This is a genomic window from uncultured Subdoligranulum sp. (assembly GCF_937890665.1).
The window spans coordinates 1-18,698 of sequence record NZ_CALADU010000267.1 but is presented as its reverse complement, the minus strand read 5'-3'; the positions used below and the strand labels follow the sequence as shown (position 1 = coordinate 18,698).

The following is an 18,698-nucleotide window of genomic DNA, read 5'->3' as shown; positions in this document are numbered from 1 at the left end:
AATTTGATCGTTTCCATTATTCTGCTGGTGACGGTGCTGTTTGCTAACTTCGCGGAGTCCGTGGCCGAGGGCCGCGGCAAGGCTCAGGCAGCCAGCCTGAAGAAGACCCAGAAAGATACCGAAGCCCACCTGCTGGACGAGAATGGGAACGAGACCATCGTCTCCTCCAGTCAGCTGAAAAAGGGCGATGTGGTCATGGTGGTGGCCGGCGAGGTCATCCCTGGCGACGGCGAGGTCATTGAGGGCATTGCCTCCGTGGATGAGTCTGCCATTACTGGTGAGTCTGCGCCCGTGGTTCGTGAGAGCGGCGGCGATTTCTGCTCGGTTACCGGCGGTACCACCGTGGTATCCGACTGGCTGAAGATTCGCATTACCTCCGAGCCGGGCAATAGCTTCCTGGACCGGATGATCGCCTTGGTTGAAGGAGCTTCCCGGAAAAAGACTCCCAATGAGATTGCCCTGAATACACTGCTGGTTTCTCTGACCATCATTTTCCTGATTGTAATTGTGACTCTGTACCCCATTGGTATTTACAGTGGTGTGCAGCTGCCCGTTTCTACGCTGATTGCGTTGATGGTTTGTTTGATTCCGACTACGATTGGCGGCCTGCTCTCCGCCATCGGCATTGCCGGTATGGACCGTGTGACCCGTTTTAATGTGATCGCTATGTCCGGTAAGGCTGTGGAGGCTTGCGGCGATGTGGACACCATGATCTTGGATAAGACGGGCACCATCACCTTTGGTAACCGCCTGGCTGCGGATTTCTTTCCTGTGGAAGGAGCTGCTCGCAGCGATCTCATTCGCTGTGCGGCCCTCACCAGCCTGCACGATGAGACCCCCGAAGGCAAGTCCACGCTGGAACTGGCCCGCCGCCTGGGTGATACCAGCGAGGAACAGCCCGGCTCCACCTTTATGGAGTTTACCGCTCAGACCCGTATGAGCGGTGTGGACCTGCCTGACGGTACAAAGGTGCGTAAAGGTGCTTCCGACGCCATTGAACAGTATATCAAAGAGCAGGGCGGAAAGATTCCTGCCGACCTGCACGCCCATGTGGAAGAGGTTTCTTCCCTGGGCGGTACGCCGTTGGTAGTGTGCGAGAACAACAGGGTGCTGGGCGTCATCTATCTGAAGGACACGGTAAAACCCGGTATGGTGGAGCGCTTTGAGCGCCTGCGCGCCATCGGCATCAAGACCATCATGTGTACCGGCGACAACCCCCTGACGGCGGCCACCATTGCCAAGGAGGCCGGCGTGGACGGCTTTATCGCAGAGTGCAAGCCTGAGGATAAGATCAGCGTGATCAAGAAGGAACAGGCTGAGGGCAAGATCGTAGCTATGACCGGCGACGGCACCAACGACGCCCCAGCTCTGGCCCAGGCCAATGTGGGCCTGGCCATGAACTCCGGCACCAGTGCTGCCAAAGAAGCGGCCAACATGGTGGATCTGGATTCCGATCCCACAAAGATTCTGGAAGTGGTCGAGATTGGCAAGCAGCTGCTCATTACCCGTGGCTCCTTGACCACCTTCTCCATTGCCAACGACATCGCAAAGTACTTTGCCATTATCCCCGCTATGTTTATGGCATCCATTCCCCAACTGGGGGTGCTGAATATCATGCACCTGACCACGGAATACAGCGCGATCCTGTCGGCTCTGATTTTTAACGCCATCATCATTCCCTGCCTTATCCCTCTGGCGATGAAGGGCGTCAAGTACCGCCCCATGTCTTCCGGAAAAATGTTGGCACGCAACATGATGATTTATGGCTTGGGCGGTGTGATTACTCCCTTTGTGGGCATTAAACTGATCGATATGATCATTGCCCCGCTCCTCATCGGCCTTGTCTAAGGAGGTTTCCGTTATGAATGATACAAATAAACAGACCACAATGCACTGGGTCCGCCAGTCTGTGGTTGTGACATTGATCCTGTTGCTGCTGTGTGGCTTTGCATTCCCAGTAGTGCTCAGTGGTCTGTCTGCGGTTATTTTCCCCGGCCAGGCCAAGGGTAGTCTGGTGACTGCAGATGGGGAACCGGTAGGTGCTGCCAATGTGGGCCAGGACTTTACAGAGCCTTATTTCATGAAATGCCGCCCTTCTGCTTACAATTACAATACTTATTACGAGGATGAGGAAGGTAACCAGTTCTATAATGACGGTACAGAGTTTGCCGGTTTGGCTTCCGGCAACAACAACTATGCTCCGTCCAACCCTGCCCTGACTGAGCGGGTGGAGGCCGACATTGAAGAGTTCTTGGCGGCAAATCCCGGCGTGAAGCGGGAGGATATCCCTGCCGACCTGATGACTGCCTCCGGATCTGGTCTGGATCCCCATGTCTCTCCTGAGAGTGCTCAGATTCAGATCCCCGCCCTGGCCCAGGCCTCCGGCCTGAGCGAGGAGGAGCTCAGCCAGATTGTGGCCGACAACACCACCGGCAAGCTGCTGGGTGTTTTCGGGGAAGAGACCGTCAATGTGCTGGGCGTAAATCTGGACATCGCAAAGGCCATGGGCCTGGTAAGCCAGACAACAAAATAAGGGTAGCTTTCTGAGTCCCCTAATTGGAGGCGAACGAAATGCAATTTCATTATGAGAAGACACTGGAGCGTGGGTTTGAAACATTGCTGCCTGTCGAAGATGATACACCAGCGTGGCTTCTGCTCTCCTTAGCAAGCGCTCTGCGTGATTGGTTTGGACAGTCCCACAAGGTGGCTTGTCAACAAGGACAGATGCAGGTCCAATTTGGATATGAGGTCCAATCTGTCCCTGTCTTGGAATTTGCACAGACATTTGGACCACTGATTTATAAGGTCGCTTCGACATGGCCTGTACAGGTGTTTGGAATGTCGGACAGAGATGAATTGGTTGAGCTTTCGTTTGTGCAGATAGATGGCAAATATACGCTGAAACAGAGGAATATTTCCGGAGTTTGGTATGATGAGCTTTGTGATTTTTATATTTGCATAACATTTCCAAACGCTTTGGCGGCGGAAGCAATGGCATTGCTGTTATCGGCGGCAGAGGATGAAGAGAATCAGGTTGTGGCGCTGGATTGGAGCTATAGTGATTTTCTGGAGGAGCAGAAGCTAGCTCAAATGGACCGTACACTTTCCTTCTGTTACGTATCTTTTTCACAGGAAATTGTGCAGGAGTGCCCCGAGGCATGTTTGACCGGACTTGCACTCAATCAAAAGCAAACATTGTGGAAATTGTTTTTGGCAAAGCATCTTTCGCCGCCAGAATTTGAGTGGATCAAAGATATGCTACCGAGACACGGGGTACCAAACTGGATTGAGTGGCAGTTGGCCCTTTACCAGGTACTAGATGAGCTGGGCATTCGATTTTCTTGTTGCGGAAATCAGTTTGAACTGTTGAACTGTAACGGAGAACGCCTTTATTTTGGTGTAAATCATCCCAGTGCAGCTGAACATGTTTTGATGAAAGTTTTGTTTCCACTCAATCAATGACGCAATCCATTCAATAAACACGAGCCCACCGGCTTACCTGCATATTTCAGGAAAGCCGGTGAGCTTTTATTTTTTCTTAAGCTTGTGCGTGTAATCTTTTTCCCAATTTTAGTTCCTATGCGCTATGATAGTGGCATAAGGAGGGGACAGATATGCTTACCTTGCTCAAACGTGTCTCTCATTTTGAAAAGAAAATGGATGCCTCGATGGAACGGTTTATGTTCCACCACAGAGTTTGGGGCTTTTTAATAATGTTTATTGGAATGCCTATCTTTACTTTAGCCGCGGTGTGTGCCTGTACGACCATCGTTATTTTTCCAATGGCACTTGTATGCGGATGGCTCTAATATAAACAGGTAATCCAGGATATGTTCAATTAATGTTAAAAAGGCGGCATCTTAATGCCGCCTTAATATATGCCTAAATACGTTAATACCTCTTTTATATGATCTGTGGATAATGAAAGCATAAAGAAAAGACAAAGATGTATTAAGAGGAGGAGACTTATGTGGCAGCTTTTACATAAAAACAATAAGTCCCCATTCCGGATTATTATATTTGGCTTTCTGTTGGTCATTTTAGTGGGAAGTTTGTTACTAATGCTTCCCATATCAACAAAAGCAGGGATTTGCACACCCTTTTTAGATGCTCTGTTTACTTCAACATCTGCAGTTTGTGTTACTGGATTAGTGATCCATGATACTGCCACTTATTGGTCCAATTTTGGGCAGTCTGTCATTATTTTGCTGATCCAGATTGGTGGGCTGGGAGTTGTGACTGTAGCAGGTGCATTTGCTATCCTGTCGGGCAGAAAGATAGGACTGATGCAGCGAAGCACCATGCAGGAAGCGATTGCGGCGCCCAATGTGGGAGGAATCGTACGGCTGACCGGGTTTATTCTAAAAACGGCTCTGGCGGTAGAGCTGCTGGGAGCAGCGCTGCTGTTTCCGGTGTTTTTCCGTGAGTTTGGACTTTTAAAGGGAGCGTGGTATTCACTATTTCATTCCATTTCTGCCTTTTGTAATGCAGGATTTGATTTAATGGGGGTAAAAACCCCGTTTTCTTCTCTGACCGATTATGCGAGCAATCCTGTCATTTCCATCGTGATCGCGTTACTAATTGTGATTGGTGGCATAGGCTTTTTAACCTGGGAAGACATTCGTGCAAACTGGATTCATTTCCACAAATATCGAATGCAGAGCAAAGTAATTCTTACCGTGACGGGGACCTTAATTTTGGTGCCCGCTGTGTATTTTTTCTTTTTTGAATTTTCTGAGGCCCCGTTAGGGGAAAGACTGCTGTTGTCTTTTTTCCAGGCGGTTACCCCTAGAACCGCAGGCTTTAATACTGCGGATTTAACTGCCATGAGCGAGACCGGACAATCTATTACTACCATTTTAATGCTGATTGGCGGTTCACCCGGATCTACCGCAGGCGGAATGAAAACCACGACTTTGGCAGTCCTATTGGCTAGTTCTCTTGCCGTTTTTCGCCGCCGAGAGAACCCCCACTTTTTTAACAGACGGGTTTCAAATGAGACAGTATCTCAGGCCGCAACTGTTTTGATGATGTACCTGATTTTGTTTTTAACTGGAGGGCTTGTGATCAGTAAGGTAGAAAACTTGCCTATCCTGACTTGCTTATTTGAAACGGCTTCTGCTATCGGAACAGTAGGGCTTTCACTTGGAATTACACCACAGCTCAATTGGATCTCGCACCTAATATTAATTGGATTGATGTTTTTTGGACGAGTAGGAGGGTTAACGCTCATATTTGCGGCCCTTTCTAATTTCCAAGGAAACAGTGCCAGACTACCACAAGAACGAATTACAGTTGGATAATGTACTACAATGGAGGATTTATGAAAACTATTTTATTGATTGGATTAGGGCGCTTTGGACGCCATATTGCTATGAAGTTAAATGAATTGAATCATCAGGTTATGGCTGTCGACAAAGATGAAGATAGAGTTAATGCAATTCTTCCGTTTGTTACCAATGCTCAAATCGGAGATAGCACCAGTGAGGAATTCCTCACTGCTATTGGCGTTCGTAATTTTGATGTATGTATCGTGGCCATCGGAGATAACTTTCAGAGTTCTCTGGAGACCGCTTCTCTTCTAAAAGAATTGGGCGCAAAAAAAGTAGTGGCAAGGGCTGCTCGAGATGTGCAGGCGAAGTTTCTACTGCGCAATGGAGCCGATGAAGTGGTATACCCAGAGAAGCAGATGGCCGTTTGGACTGCAATTCGTTATAGTTCAGACCATATTTCTGATTATATTGCGTTAGGGGATGATCACGCTATTTTTGAAATTGAAGTGCCAGAAGACTGGGTAGGAAAGACCATTGGGCAGCTGGATGTAAGGAGACGGTACAATGTTAACATCATGGCAGTAAAGCAGAACGGAAAGTTTGCTATGACGGTTATTACACCAGATACATTCTTGCCTGAGCACAGTACGATTTTGGTCTTGGGAACTCAGCGGGACATTCAAAAATGTTTTCATATATAGCGTCTGTACAAAGTTGAGAGAGGAAGTGGTATGGATGGAAGCACTTGTTTTGGTGGGAGGATTTTTGGCGTTCGCGGCATTGGGCTATTATGCCATTTCCAAACTTGGAGATTTTTTGGATAACAACCAAGTATATATTGATGCAGAATATAATCAACAGGAAAAACAGGATTGTCTAAATATTGCGACTGCAGATGTTTGGTCGATGCAGATAGGGTCCAAAGTGCTAAAGGATATAAAAAAACAACACCCCCATTTGCATTGTACGGTTTTAATGGGTGAAGAACCCGAGTTGCTCCATGCTTTGCGTGCAGGAAATGTGGACGTAGTAATCATACATTCCAATGTAGAAAATAATGAAGAAGTCCGACAAAGGAAGGTTATACTCCAAACACAGCCGTTTATTAATGAGGATGGTGTAAAAATAACATCTGTTCATGCGGCAATGCAAGATCAATTTGTTGTATGGAAAAATCAAGATCACCGATCGTTTACCATGGAATTTGTCGAGAGGCTTTGCGGACAGGGTATGTAGTACTATGCTATAATATATTGCCTTGAAAGGAGGGACTGTAATGACTACAGATAAACAAATAGGAACTATGGTGAAAAAACAAGGAAGACTTACTATTTTTGCAAGTTATTTTTCTGGTGCAGGAAAAAGCTTCGCTATGATGAAAGCGGCGGAAAAGGCTAAGGCAGACGGGGTAGATGTAGTAATTGGTGTGGGTCCCTCAGAGCAGTGGCCCGAGACAAAAAAATTGGCAGACATTTTTGAGAAAGTTCCCAGTAAGATGGTGCGGCAAAGCGGGCAAAAAGGCTATGAAATAGACTTGGATGCCTGTTTGAGAAGACAGCCGCAACTTATTGTTATTGATGAGCTTTCACATAGAAATGCGGATGATTCTCGCCACAGAAAGCGATATCAAGACATAGCGGAGTTACTAAAAGCGGGAGTAGACATTTATACAACGCTGGACATTCAACATGTTGAAAGCATTCAGGATTCTGTGTTCTCGATCTTGAGAGTGCCTATTTTGGAACGCATTCCAGATCACGTGTTTGACCGGGCAGCACAGGTGGAGTTTGTTGATGTTGAGCCGGAACGGCTGCAGCAGCGGCTGTTGCAGCAAAAGAAGGGAGCCTTGCTTTCCAACTGCTCATTATCCCAATTAAGCGCCCTGCGTGAAGTAGGGCTGCGCCGCTGCGCCGATCGGGCGGCTTTGTACACCCAGGTCAATCACAGTCAAACAGGGTACCGTACCCATGAGCACATTCTGGTGTGCCTTTCTTCTGCTCCTTCTAATGAGAAGATTATACGTACAGCTGCTCGAATGGCGAGTGCGTTTCGATGCGGCTTTACTGCATTGTTTGTGGAAACGAAAGAGTTCCAGTGGATCACTCCGGTAGATAAAGAGCGGCTTCAGTCCAATATTCATCTGGCACAGCAGTTGGGCGCATCGGTTGAGACGGTTTATGGAGATGACGTGGCATATCAGATTGCGGAATTTTCACGATTATCTGGAGTGACAAAGATTGTGCTTGGCCGCAGCGGAATGCCGCGCCCATGGCTGGGAAAGGCATCTTTAACAGAACGATTGATCGAGCTGACTCCTGAATTGGATATTCATATCATTCCGGATAATGGATTAAATAAGCATTTTTCTGCTAAACACTGGGAAATCATGCACATGCAGGCGGTATCTGTGATAGATTTAGCGAAAAGTGTATTGATTCTCATCTTAACTACTGTAATTGGTTTTTTATTTTACAATTGGGGCTTTACGGAAGCCAATATTATTACCCTTTATATTTTAGGTGTTATGTTGGTTTCTGTGTCAACGAAAAGTCCTATCTGTAGTTTTATTGCATCTATTGTCAGTGTGTTGACATTTAACTTCTTTTTTACGGAGCCAAGGTTTTCTCTGCACGCCTACGATAGCGGCTATCCGGTTACATTTCTGATCATGTTCCTTGCTTCATTGATTACTGGTTCGTTGGCCTCTAGACTAAAGTCTCATGCCAAACGTTCTGCCCAAGTGGCGTGGCGTACAAAGCTGTTGTTTGAAACGGACCAGAATCTTCAAAAGGCACGAAATCAGGAAGAAATTATTTCTGTTACGGCAAGGCAGCTGCTGAAAATTTTTCAGCGGGATATCGTGGCATATCGTGTCAAGCAAGAAAAATTGATGGATCCGGAAGTATTTCTTTTGGATGAAGCCAAGTCCGCTGACAGCTACACGACGCAGAAGGAGCAGGATGTAGCAAGGTGGGTCCTTACAAACAATAAACGGGCGGGAGCGGGAACGGACACCCTTTCCGATGCTTGCTGCACCTATCTGTCGGTCCGCACGGGTAAGCAGGTATATGGGGTCGTAGGGATTGCTGCATTGGACAAGCCATTGGATTCCTTTGAAACAAGTATTCTCTTTTCTGTCCTGGGAGAATGCGCGCTTGCCCTTGAAAATCAGAAAAACCTGGAGGAAAAAGAAGCGGCTGCCGTATTGGCGAAAAATGAACAGCTGCGTGCCAACTTGCTGCGTTCGATTTCGCATGATCTACGTACACCACTTACATCTATTTTAGGAAATGCCAGCAATCTGCTTTCCAATGGAAATCTGTTTGATGAGAAGACGAAGGAACAGATGTATACCGATATTTATGATGATGCTATGTGGCTCATTAATCTGGTGGAAAATCTGTTATCAGTCAGTCGCCTGGAAGACGGGCGGATGAACCTACATATATCGACAGAACTAATCGATGAAATTGTTTCGGAAGCACTTCGACATATTAACCGCAAGAGCATAGAATACCATATAAATGTACAAAGTAGCGAAGAGTATCTCTTAGTACAGGTAGATGCGAAGCTAATCATTCAGGTCATCATCAATATTGTGGATAACGCAATCAAGTATACGCCGCCAGGATCTGAAATTAACATAGAATGGCGGAAAAAAGGAAACTTTGTTTATGTTTCTGTGACAGATAACGGTCCTGGAATTTCGGATCAGGCCAAACCACATATTTTTGATATGTTTTACAGTGCGTCTAATCAGATTGCCGACAGTCGCCGCAGTATGGGGCTCGGGTTGGCCTTATGCAAATCAATTATCAATGCGCATGGAGGAGAAATGATTGTAACAGATCTCTTGCCTCATGGATCCATATTTACGTTTTCTGTACCAACTGGGGAGGTAGAGTTGCATGAATAAACCATTGATTTTAGTGGTAGAGGATGATACACCGGTCCGCAACTTAATTACGACCACATTAAAAGCCCATGATTACCGATTTCTGACAGCGGCAAACGGAGAATCTGCTGTTTTGGAAGCATCCTCTCATAATCCGGATATCATTTTGCTGGATCTTGGGTTGCCGGATATAGATGGGGTGGAGGTCATCCACAAAGTTCGTTCCTGGTCAAATTTGCCCATCATTGTAATTAGTGCCCGAAGTGAGGATACTGATAAGATTGAAGCATTGGACGCCGGTGCAGATGATTACCTGACAAAGCCATTTTCAGTGGAAGAACTACTGGCACGGCTTCGCGTGACACAAAGACGATTAGCAGAGATTCAGGTCGGAGCAGCAAATATAGAAGCAGTATTTACAAACGGGAAGCTGAAAGTGGACTATGCGGCTGGATGTGCATTTTTGGATGGACAGGAGCTCCACCTGACTCCCAGTGAGTATAAGCTGCTGTGCTTGCTGTGCAAAAATGTTGGAAAAGTACTAACCCACACATTTATTACACAACAGATTTGGGGCCGAAGCTGGGAAAATGATGTGGCCTCTCTTCGCGTGTTTATGGCAACACTTCGTAAGAAGCTGGAAAAAGGACCTGGTTCACCGCAGTATATTCAAACGCACATTGGTGTTGGTTATCGTATGATGAAAGTAGAATAATACATTACAAAAGTTCTTTAGACCGCCTGTATTATGTGCAAAATCAGCATTGGGACAGAGAATGTATGCTCAATGCGATACGGACGGAAAGAGGCCATTTTATGTTGAAAATACAAAGGATTATTTTCTATATAATTTTATTGCTGCTAACAGGGCTTGCAGCATGTTCTTTTGGAGAAGATGAGACTGACAGATTGAACATTCCTTTGGAGAAACAAGATTTTCATTGGAGAGTAAGCGAGACGGCGGCAGAAAAAGTGCCTTATACGCTTTCTGGAGAGCAGGAGAACTGGAAAATTGTGTTGCAGGTTCGGCAAGCAACCGATGAGGAAAAAGAATGGATGGCTACAATGCTCCAGGAGAACAAAGCGGTTACAGAGATTGATTACGAAAAACATCATGTAACGGAAGAGTATTATGAGCAATTCTGTAAAAAATACGATGAGCAGATTGCAGATGTTTCTTCTAACCCTGTTTACATTACGACTATGATGGGACAATATTTGGGGGAAGAAACAATTTATACGGAAAGTGACAGTATTTTCTATCAGTTAATATCTGCTGAGGGAACCGTTCTCTTGGCAGGAGGGAAGGACATTAATAGCATAGAAACTCCGTGGTATTCCTCGAATAATACACTTAGTGGAAGTTATGCTACAGGTATGTTTGTTCCGCCATTAGAGGAAAGTTTTCTGCTGATACAGTACGATGATGAAGAGATCAGGATTCCATTGAAATTAAATACTCAAACAAACTAGTTGATGTTCCAAAAGATTATTTTGAACGAAAACAAAAGTGTTGGCCTGCCAGGAGAGTTTATTCCCAGCGGGTCAATACTTTTGTTTTATATCAGAAGTATACAGGCATGATTTACAGTATCTTAATAAAAAATCGCGGATAATAGTGCAATCTTTAAGGAAAAGGCTATACAATCGTCCTACCTTCAAAGAAAGGCGGATGTTGTATGATTGTATTTGATAAAGTCCGGATTGCATATAAAGATAGGCCGGTTCTAAATGATGTTACTCTAAAGATTGAGGACGGAGAATTTTTTGTGCTAATCGGCTCTAGTGGCTGTGGGAAAACAACTTTGCTCAAAAGTATAAACAAGCTGCTTCCGCTAAAAAGCGGTTCTCTATCTATTAATGGCATACCGGTAAAGGATGTTACGGTGCAGGATCTTCCCAAAATGGTGGGCTATGTGGTACAGTCCGGCGGATTGTTTCCGCACATGACTGTGGAGGAAAACATTGCTCTTACTATGCAGATCGCCCGGATGTCAAAAGGGGAGATTCAGGAACGGGTGGATCAGATGCTGCGGATGGTAAATCTCGATCCAGATATCTACCGAAATCAGTATCCTTCCCAATTGTCTGGTGGGCAGCAACAACGAGTGGGAATTGCTCGGGCATTTGCGGCTGATCCCCCCATTGTTTTGATGGATGAACCCTTTTCTGCGCTGGATCCGGTGACACGTAGTGAACTGCAAAACGAGATTCACTATCTTCACGCCAAGGACAAAAAGACAGTTGTATTTGTTACCCACGACATGGATGAAGCGATCAAGCTGGCAGATCGGATCTGCATGATTCAAAATGGCAGGATTGTACAGTGCGATACCCCAGAAAACATTTTAAAGCACCCTGCAAATCAATATGTAATGGAGTTTATTGGAGCAAACCGCCTGTGGGCCAACCCGAACTATATCCGAGCGGCAGATATTATGCGCCTGCACCCAATTTGTATTGTGGAGGGGCGGACTGTCATTCAAGCGATGCAGATTATGCGGCACAATGGAGTTGACAGCCTTCTGGTGGTGGACAAGAAACATATGCTTTTGGGGCTTGTACGTTTAGAGGACCTTATTGGAAAGCAGGGGTCTGATGTAGTTGAGACATATCTTACAGATGATTATATTGCAGTAGAAGGCGAAACATCCCTCAAGGAAATCATTTCCACCATTGACTATGGTGTGTCCGGTGTGATTCCCGTGATCAGCCATAGCGGTGTTTTACTGGGATACCTGACTAAGAGTAGCCTGCTTGCGACTATGAGCAAGCAGTTTGTTCCTGAGCGTAGTGAGGGAGAGAGGAGCGGCGTTATATGTCCTACCAATTGATTGACTATATTACAATTTATGCGAAGGAATGGGATAATTTAGTCACTGAGTTTCTTCGACATCTGGCGATGACTAGTTTTGCGGTGATTTTTGCCCTCCTCCTGGCCGTTCCACTTGGTATTCTCATTACCCACAGTAAGTTGCTCTCAAAAATTATCATTGGCTTTGCCAATATTATGCAATCGATTCCTTGTATGGCATTACTGGCACTGGGAATTCCCATTTTGCATGTGGGGGAGACTCTTGCCATTTTTATGGTATTTGTTTATGCGTTTCTTCCTATTCTGAAAAGTACATACACTGGTATTTCTAGTATTTCACCTGTTTCCGTAGAGGTTGCGCGGGGGATTGGGCTAAATCGGATGCAGCAATTACGCCGGGTAAAACTGCCTATGGCTATGCCATACATTATGTCTGGTATCCGCATTGCTGCTGTGGGGGCGGTTAGTACGATGACTATCGCGGCCTTCGCCGGAGCGAAAGGGCTTGGCTGGTTCATTATGCTGGGCATGAACTCACAAAACTACCCAATGACAGTCATGGGAGCTGTGGCTGCAGCGGTGATGGCACTGGCGCTGGACTATCTCTTGGGGCGGGTAGAGCGAGCTTTTACCAGTGAAGGACTACTGCCTCAGAACGAAATTAAGAACCAACCTCCGAAGATCCGTCTGAGAAAAAAGGCTGTTGCTGCACTTCTATGCAGTGCCCTGGTGGTGGCATCCGTCTTTTCGTATGGTTTTATCATTCGCCCCAGTGGAACGAGTGATAAGACAATTGTAGTAGGTACCTCTAATTATACTGAGGTACAAATTCTAGGCGAGATTTACACAGAACTGATCGAATCCAATACTGACTATCATGTAGAACAGCGATTTGGGCTTGCGGGTGCATCCGTCTGCTTTAGCTCTTTGGAGAGCGGCGGTATTGACATGTTTGTAGAGTATACCGGCACTGCATTAATGAACCTTTTGGGGCAGCCTGTGGACACAGATCCAAATGCGGTTTGGAATAAGGTGCATGACATGATGTTGGAGGAACATGGCATAGTAACTTCTAAACCCTTGGGGTTTAATAACACCTATGTGATGAGCGTGAAACCGGAGACTGCGGAACGATACGGTATATCTACTTTGTCACAGTTACTGGAAAAATCTCCTGAGTTAAGTCTTGGATGCACGGTAGAGTTCATCCAGCGGGAGGACTGTCTGCCACTTTTGGAAAAGGACTACGGTGCAAAATTTAAGGATGTCAAAGGGTTGGATGCTAGCCTACGCTATACGGCAATCGATAACAACGAAGTAGATGTAGTGGATGCGTTTGCAACGGATGCCTTGCTCTCTAAGTTGGGGCTTACCATGTTGGAAGATGATATTTCTTTTTTCCCTCCCTACTATGCGGTAAACTTTGTAGATGCGGATCTGTTACAGGCAGATCCGGAACTGCAGGAAGTTCTCTCTCGCATGGACGGTAAGATTGATGACAAGACCATGGCTGCTATGAACGCCCAAGTTGACATCGATGGTATGACAGCCTCTGAGGTTGCTCACCATTTCCTGGTGGAAAATGATCTTGTACCTGTTGCATGAAATTTAGAAAAGGGGGGCGGTTCTGCTTATATGGCAGAACTGCTCCCTTTAAACCGTAAGGATGAAATCTTATGAATATAAAACCTGAGTTAGAACATCTGCGGCGGGGACATCCGATTCAGGATATTTTACTGATCCTGATGGGTACTTTTCTTTTCTCCGCTTCTATGAACTGGATTGTCCTGCCACACGCCATGTATAGTGGAGGGTTTCTGGGCATTGCCCAGCTTTTGAGAATGCTTTTGGCCTTTTCGTTTCCTGGAATTCATCAAGTAGGAGATTTTGCGGGTATCCTATATTTTTTATTAAATGTTCCACTGTTGATTGTATCTTTTTCAAAGTTTGGACGCTGGTTCTTTACTAAAACCGCTCTTTGTATTGTCTCTTATAGTGTGTTTCTCGCCTTGATTCCTATTCCTGAAAAGAGTATTTTTGAGGAAATGTTTGCAGCCTGTTTTATAGGCGGAATTCTGTGCGGCATTGGTGCGGGCCTTCCGCTGACTGCTGGCTGTTCTGGGGGTGGGGAGGAAATATTGGGATTGCTTTGCATGCAACAAAAAGCCGACTTTAGTGTGGGGCGTATTGCCATGCTAATTAATGTGGTGGTTTATAGCATAGGGTTATTTTTCTTTGAACAAAATATTGTGGTTTACAGTGTCATTTTCGGTGCGGTTACCTATCTAACATTGGATAGGATGCATCTGCAAAATGTCACCGTGACTATGCTGATTATTACAAAATCCCAGGATATGGAGCAACTAGTGTTTCAATATGTGGGACGGGGAGTAACCAAGTGGGTGGGTAGCGGTGCCTATAGCAAGGAACCGTCTGATATTGTACTTACCGTAGTTTCAAAAAAAGAAGCTTTTGCTCTGAGAAAAATTCTAAAGGTGTATGATCCCAATGTATTTGTAATTATGAGCGAGGACACATCTGTGCTGGGCAACTTCAGAAAGCGTCTCTGGGCCTGATTCGATAGAAAAGTGCGGGTGTTTTTTACTGTTCAATGAGCATAGTTGGCCAGAAGAAATAAATCTCTACTGATAAAGAAGTCTTTTTCAAAAAAGCGTGGTGAAAAAATGGCGGACGGTATGTTGCCACGCTGGAAGAAGATGAGTATTTGTAATGTAAGCATTTCTGGAGAAATGTTTGTAGTGGTTCTTGAGTGTACATTATTTCTGCTCTGTCAATCGAGCTATTTGATAATCGGTTAAAAGTGAAATTCCTTATCTTTGATAACACTGTATTAAAATATCATGGTGCGGGCGGAAAAACACATTTATTTTGAAAGGGCAAACATGTAACATGTTTCTGCGGTTGACCACACAACCAGCCACAGACGGAGCCGGAACCATCGGAAATCCTGCGATTCAAAAGTGCTGGAAAGCAATTTGTTCGGAATAGAAATGCCTAGAAACTACGCAAAAAGATTAGAAAAAATAAAATTTTTGCATTGACGTGCGGGAGGTCACAGGTTCAAGTCCTGTATCGTCCACCAGATAAGCACGGAAACAACTTGTTTCCGTGCTTTTTTGTTTTTCTTAGGATCTGCTTAAAAACCCCCGCTCTGCCTTGCAATCCCCCTCTGCCCCGGGTAAAATAGGGACAAATCTCCAGCGGCTGTACCGGCACGGTCCACTCTGCTGGCAACAGGAGGAACCCACCATGGATCATTGCTCCGACCTCACCAGGGCACCCGGCGCTCCAAACCAGGTCCGCATCCCCTATCTGGACGCCCTACGCTGTCTGGCCATTCTTCTTGTTATCGCACTGCATGTGACTGCCCCCATCATGGTCAGCCCCACTCTGGCGCAAACCAACACCTGGCTTGCCTGCATGGTGCTGGACCCGCTGGTGCGGGTGGGTGTGCCTTTATTTTTGATGATCAGCGGCTGCCTGATGCTGGACGATCCCCGCTTGAGAGAGATCACGCCCTTTTACAAAAAGCAGCTGCCTAAGCTGCTGATCCCTCTGGTGGTTTGGAATGGGATCTACTTCGCCGTGGCCGTCCTCACCGGCTCCCAGCCCCTCAGCCTGTCGGTCTTTCTGCAGCTTCTTCTGGGCCAGGGCGTGAAGTACCACATGTGGTACATCTACATGCTCCTTGGCATCTACCTGATCTGCCCCTTCCTGCGGCGGCTGATCGAGACCTGCACCCCCCGGCAGATTCTGCTTCTGTTTGGCATCATTCTGTTCTCCTCCACCCTCCGTCCAGCCCTCAATCAAATCCTCCCCTTCCAGGTTGTGCTGTTCGGCCCTATGCTGGAGGGACTGGTGGGGTATGTCCTGTTGGGCTGGCTGCTGGGGCGGCAGGAGCTGAGCCGCCGGACCCGGCTTTTGGTCTATCTGGGCGGCGTGGCAGGATACGCCGTGCATTTGGTGGGGAATCTGCTCTACGCCCGCCCGGAACAGAGCTATCTCCCCTTTGAAAGCGGCTACGCCTTCCCCCACTATCTCATTGCCGCCGCCCTGTTCGTGTGGGTGCGCACCTTCTTTTCCTGCCATGCCCAGGCGCTGCGCCCGGCCCAAAAGCCCCTGCGCCTGTGCGCCCAGGTGGTCTTTGGTGTGTACTGGGTCCACCCTCTGGTGCTGGACGTCATCACCCATCTGCAGCCTGACGCTCTGCCTCTGGCTGCCGCTCTGGTTTTGCAGGGCGTGCTGACCGCCCTGCTCTCCTTCCTGTTTGCCGCCTGCGTGTCCAGGATCCCCCTGCTGCGCCGCCTGCTCCAGGGATAACCGCACAACTCACAACTTTTTCATACGCAAAAAAAGCATCCGGAGTACGGATGCTTTTTTGCTGCGCCTGCAGCGAAATTTCCCTTGTAACACCCCCTTTCTCTGGGGTAAAATAGGGGTATCCTTTCAAAAAACCCCGCCCCGGCAGACGTTTGAGGCAAGTCTCCCCGGGCGCAAAATCGTACCACCCCCCGTCTCTGTCTGGAAACGGGGGCATTGGCGCGTCTATAACTTCCATATTATGGAATATAAGGTCACTAGGAGTGATTTGCTTTGAATATATTACGTTCTGTTTTACAAAACCTGCCGGAATTCCAGCAGCTGCTGGCCGCGTTGGACGGGGGACAGTCCCCGGCGGCGGTGTCCGGCCTGGGTGCGGTACACCGGGCCCACTTTGCCGCCGCCCTGGGCGCGGCCTCGGAGCGGCCGGTGGTAGTGGTGTGCGCCGATGAAAGCGAGTGCGAACGCATGGCCCGGGGCCTGGCCTTCTTCACCGGCCAGAGTGTGCCGGTGCTCACCGCCCGGCAGTTTACCTTCCACAACGCCGCCACCGTCTCCCACCAGTGGGAGCACCGGCGACTGAAGCTGCTGTGGGCTCTGTCGGAGGGCGAACTGCCCTGCCTGGTGGCCTCGGTGGAGGCCCTCCAGCAGCGCACCCTGCCTCCTGATGTCCTCAAACAGGCCACCCTGGAACTGGCCACCGGTCAGCAGATCAATCTCAACGACCTGGCCGCTTGTCTCACTGCCGCCGGCTATACCCGCTGCCAGCAGGTGGAGGGTCCCGGCCAGTTTGCCCTGCGAGGCGGCATCCTGGACGTGTTCTCCCCCGCCATGGACGCCCCGGTCCGGGCCGAGTTCTGGGGTGACGAGGTGGACGCCATGGGCTCCTTCGACCCGGCCACCCAGCGGCGCACGGAGAATCTGGACCGGGCGGTCCTCCTGCCCGGCGCGGAAACGCTACCCCAGCTGGCCCCCGGGGGTCTGGGCGGCCTGCTGGCTCTGCTGGACAAACGCATCGCCAAAGCGGAGAAGGACGGCCACAAGGAGCTGAAAGCCACCCTGGAGGCCGACCGGGAGGCCCTGGAGCAGGGCCGCTCCCTCCCCGCTGTGGACCGCTACCTCCCCCTCATCTACCCCACCCTGGCCACCGCCGCCGACTACCTGCCCCTGGACGCCTGCGTTCTCTTCTCCGAGAGCAGCCGGGTGGCCGAGCGGGCCAAAACCTACCAGTGGCAGATGGAGGAGGATGTAAAGACCCTGCTGGAGCGTGGCGAGCTGGACGGCAGCTGCGGCGACCTGTCCCGCTCCTTTGCCCAGCTCAACCAGGTGCTGGAGAACTGGCCGGTGGCCTATCTGGACTCCTTTACCCTCTCCACCTACCCCACGCCCCCCCGGTGTGTGCTGTCCCTGATGGCCAAGCAGCTCCCCTCCTTCGGAGCCAGCCTGGAGACGGCAGTGCAGGATTTAAGCCACTACCAGTCTGCCGGGTTCGGGGTACTGGTGCTGGTGTCCTCGGAGCAGCGGGCGCTGAACCTTCAGACCCTTCTGCGGGAGCAGAAGGTGAACTCCGGGGTGGAGTTCTCTCCCAAGACCCTGCCCAAGCCGGGACAGATCATGCTCACCGTGGGCGGCCTGTCCGGCGGTATGGAATACCCCGACCTGAAGCTGGCCGTCATCACCGAGGGCCAGGCCGCCCCCCAAAAGCGGCCCCGGCAAAAAAAAGAGACCACCAACCGCCAGAAGCTCAAATCCTATGCCGACCTCTCCCCCGGCGACCTGGTGGTCCACGAGCACCACGGCGTGGGCCGCTACGTGGGCATGGTGAAGATGCCCGCCGACGGCATTGAAAAGGACTATGTGAAGATCGCCTACGCCGGCTCCGACGTGCTCTACGTCCCCGCCACCCAGCTGGACCTCATTTCCAAGTATATTGGCGGCGGCGAGGACGCCCAGGAGACGAAAAAGCTCTCCAAGCTGGGAGGCACTGACTGGGAACGGGCCAAGACCCGGGCAAAAAAGGCAGTGCAGGACCTGGCCAAGGGGCTTATCGAGCTCTACGCCCAGCGCCAGCGCCAGCCAGGTTACGCCTTCTCCCCCGACTCCCCCTGGCAGCGGGAGTTTGAGGAGCAGTTTGAGTACACCGAGACCGACGACCAGCTGCGGTGTATCCAGGAAATTAAAAAGGATATGGAGTCTCCCGTACCCATGGACCGGCTGCTGTGCGGCGACGTGGGCTACGGCAAGACCGAGGTGGCCTTCCGGGCCATGATGAAGTGCGTGCTGGACGGCAAGCAGGCCGCGGTGCTGGTGCCCACCACCGTCCTGGCCCGGCAGCACTACCTCAACGCCCTGCGCCGCTTCCAGAAGTACCCGG

General features: G+C 48.9%; 15 protein-coding genes. All 15 read left to right on the top strand.

Features of this window, described 5'->3' with window-relative positions:
• A partial coding sequence (kdpB, locus tag Q0526_RS14920) for a potassium-transporting ATPase subunit KdpB (RefSeq protein WP_298735237.1) occupies positions 1-1,848 on the top strand: 1,848 nt, incomplete at its 5' end.
• A gap of 13 nt (positions 1,849-1,861) precedes the next feature.
• Positions 1,862-2,533 (top strand): potassium-transporting ATPase subunit KdpC, encoded by a 672-nt coding sequence (gene kdpC / locus Q0526_RS14915; RefSeq protein ID WP_298735235.1) that lies wholly within the window; start codon positions 1,862-1,864, stop codon positions 2,531-2,533.
• Positions 2,534-2,571: 38 nt separating this feature from the next.
• Positions 2,572-3,462: a hypothetical protein gene (locus Q0526_RS14910; protein WP_298735232.1), complete on the top strand. Its 891-nt coding sequence runs from the start codon at positions 2,572-2,574 to the stop codon at positions 3,460-3,462.
• Between the two features lie 152 nt (positions 3,463-3,614).
• Positions 3,615-3,809 (top strand): hypothetical protein, encoded by a 195-nt coding sequence (locus Q0526_RS14905; RefSeq protein WP_298735229.1) that lies wholly within the window; start codon positions 3,615-3,617, stop codon positions 3,807-3,809.
• A gap of 159 nt (positions 3,810-3,968) precedes the next feature.
• Positions 3,969-5,303: a potassium transporter TrkG gene (locus Q0526_RS14900; RefSeq protein ID WP_298735226.1), complete on the top strand. Its 1,335-nt coding sequence runs from the start codon at positions 3,969-3,971 to the stop codon at positions 5,301-5,303.
• 20 nt (positions 5,304-5,323) lie between these two features.
• Entirely contained in the window at positions 5,324-5,974 is a 651-nt protein-coding gene (locus Q0526_RS14895) for a TrkA family potassium uptake protein (RefSeq protein ID WP_298735223.1), read from the top strand.
• 34 nt (positions 5,975-6,008) lie between these two features.
• Positions 6,009-6,509 (top strand): LysR substrate-binding domain-containing protein, encoded by a 501-nt coding sequence (locus Q0526_RS14890; RefSeq protein ID WP_298735220.1) that lies wholly within the window; start codon positions 6,009-6,011, stop codon positions 6,507-6,509.
• 40 nt (positions 6,510-6,549) lie between these two features.
• On the top strand, positions 6,550-9,189 hold the full coding sequence (locus Q0526_RS14885) for a sensor histidine kinase KdpD (RefSeq protein WP_298735217.1): 2,640 nt from the start codon (positions 6,550-6,552) through the stop codon (positions 9,187-9,189).
• Positions 9,182-9,883, top strand: coding sequence for a response regulator transcription factor (locus tag Q0526_RS14880; protein WP_298735215.1), 702 nt, complete (start codon positions 9,182-9,184; stop codon positions 9,881-9,883). The genes Q0526_RS14885 and Q0526_RS14880 overlap by 8 nt, the downstream gene beginning before the upstream one ends.
• A gap of 101 nt (positions 9,884-9,984) precedes the next feature.
• The gene (locus tag Q0526_RS14875; protein ID WP_298735213.1) at positions 9,985-10,641 is read left to right on the top strand and encodes a hypothetical protein; all 657 of its coding nucleotides are present in this window, start codon (positions 9,985-9,987) and stop codon (positions 10,639-10,641) included.
• A 206-nt stretch (positions 10,642-10,847) separates the two neighbouring features.
• Positions 10,848-12,002: an ABC transporter ATP-binding protein gene (locus Q0526_RS14870; RefSeq protein WP_298735208.1), complete on the top strand. Its 1,155-nt coding sequence runs from the start codon at positions 10,848-10,850 to the stop codon at positions 12,000-12,002.
• Entirely contained in the window at positions 11,987-13,588 is a 1,602-nt protein-coding gene (locus Q0526_RS14865) for a glycine betaine ABC transporter substrate-binding protein (protein ID WP_298735206.1), read from the top strand. Before Q0526_RS14870 ends, Q0526_RS14865 begins: the two co-directional genes overlap by 16 nt.
• Before the next feature lie 71 nt (positions 13,589-13,659).
• Positions 13,660-14,559 (top strand): YitT family protein, encoded by a 900-nt coding sequence (locus Q0526_RS14860; protein ID WP_298735203.1) that lies wholly within the window; start codon positions 13,660-13,662, stop codon positions 14,557-14,559.
• A 694-nt stretch (positions 14,560-15,253) separates the two neighbouring features.
• Positions 15,254-16,324, top strand: coding sequence for an acyltransferase family protein (locus Q0526_RS14855; RefSeq protein ID WP_298735200.1), 1,071 nt, complete (start codon positions 15,254-15,256; stop codon positions 16,322-16,324).
• 273 nt (positions 16,325-16,597) lie between these two features.
• A partial coding sequence (locus tag Q0526_RS14850; protein WP_298735198.1) for a CarD family transcriptional regulator occupies positions 16,598-18,698 on the top strand: 2,101 nt, incomplete at its 3' end.